Source organism: Coleofasciculus sp. FACHB-712 (assembly GCF_014695635.1).
Taxonomy (GTDB): domain Bacteria; phylum Cyanobacteriota; class Cyanobacteriia; order Cyanobacteriales; family FACHB-T130; genus FACHB-T130.
In genome coordinates this window covers 1-1,722 of record NZ_JACJOQ010000023.1, presented here as the reverse complement: position 1 = coordinate 1,722, position 1,722 = coordinate 1, and the positions used below count along the sequence as shown (strand labels likewise).

At 49.7% G+C, this 1,722-nt stretch carries 1 protein-coding gene and 1 pseudogene; both read left to right on the top strand.

Features of this window, described 5'->3' with window-relative positions; all coding sequences use genetic code 11:
* On the top strand, nt 1–1,020 hold a 1,020-nt coding region (gene dxs / locus H6F50_RS00275; protein ID WP_190425003.1), incomplete at its 5' end, for a 1-deoxy-D-xylulose-5-phosphate synthase.
* Nucleotides 1,021–1,270: 250 nt separating this feature from the next.
* Nucleotides 1,271–1,722, top strand: a pseudogene (locus tag H6F50_RS00270) (S-methyl-5-thioribose-1-phosphate isomerase); the annotation flags it as partial.

Here is a 1,722-nt window from a genome sequence, read left to right as displayed (position 1 = left end):
TACCACGCACAATCCCCCTTTAACCTCGCAACTGGGAAAGCGGTTCCTTCCAGCAAACCCAAACCTCCTTCTTATGCCAAGGTGTTTTCCCACACGCTGGTCAAACTCGCTGAAAATAATCCCAAAATTATCGGCATCACAGCAGCAATGGCGACTGGTACGGGTTTAGACAAACTCGCCAGCAAACTGCCCAAGCAATACATTGATGTTGGCATTGCCGAACAACACGCTGTCACTTTAGCTGCCGGTTTGGCTTGTGAAGAGATGCGACCCGTTGTCGCGATTTACTCTACTTTTCTGCAACGTGGCTACGACCAAATCGTTCACGATGTCTGCATTCAAAAATTACCCGTATTCTTCTGTCTTGACCGCGCCGGAATTGTCGGTGCTGACGGCCCCACGCACCAAGGGATGTACGATATCGCCTATCTGCGCTGTCTCCCGAACATGGTGCTGATGGCACCCAAAGATGAAGCTGAATTGCAGCAGATGATCGTCACAGGCGTTAACTACACCGATGGTCCGATTGCCATGCGCTATCCTCGTGGCAATGGTTACGGGGTTCCCCTGATGGAAGAAGGCTGGGAAGAACTACCCATCGGCAAAGCAGAAATTTTGCGCCAAGGCGATGATGTTTTGATCCTGGGTTATGGCTCGATGGTCTATCCCGCCATGCAGGCAGCAGAAATTTTGAGCGAGCATGGGATTGAAGCGACTGTTGTGAATGCCCGTTTTGCTAAGCCGCTGGATACTGAGTTAATTTTGCCTCTGGCTCAGCAGATTGGTCGGGTGGTGACGCTGGAAGAAGGCTGCATCATTGGCGGCTTTGGTTCGGCTGTGGCGGAAAGCTTGCTGGATAATCATCTGATGGTGCCGATAACGCGACTTGGCGTGCCTGATGTATTAGTGGATCATGCTACGCCAGAACAGTCGATGGCGGAATTGGGTCTGACACCGTCTCAAATTGCCGAGCGAGTGAGGAAATCTTTTAGTCCTCAGCTGTCAGCCGTGATGAGTTAAAGGTAGGTTTTTTTAACGCAAAGGTACGCACAGGTAAGCGCTGTCGCGCCGCTTCGCTAACGCAGAGGTACGCAATGATATCGGTTGCGCTTTGGGTGTAGTCTGAGCTTTCCTTGGTGTTCTTTTGCGTTAAGGCAAAATCACCCTAAGTTTTCGGGAGAAAGCACGAGGTAAAAAAGCAGTTAGTCGGGTAAATATCGGCTAAGTTGTTAGAAACTATCATATTGATAACTAGCAACTCACCGCCAATATGTCTACCAAAACTCAAGTTTTTCCGGTTATTTGGAACGAAGACCGCGTTTTGCTCATCGACCAAAACCGCCTGCCTACCGAGTACACGTTTGTCGAAATCAGCTGTTGCGAAGATATGGCGCAGGCGATTAAAACGATGATTGTCCGGGGGGCACCGGCTATCGGTGTTGCGGCTGCCTATGGGATGTACCTGGGGGCAAGAGAGATTCAGACAGACAAGCGCGAGGAATTTTTGACCAAGTTGGAGCAAATTGCCGAGATGTTACGGCAAACTCGTCCAACTGCGGTTAATTTATTTTGGGCGATCGCGCGGATGTTGCGAACTGCCTATGAGTCGCTCGGAACGGTAGAAGAAATCAAATCTATTTTACTGACAACTGCTAAGGCGATTAATGCAGAAGACTTGCAAACTTGTCAGGCAATCGGCGATCACGGTTTAAAAGCTTTACC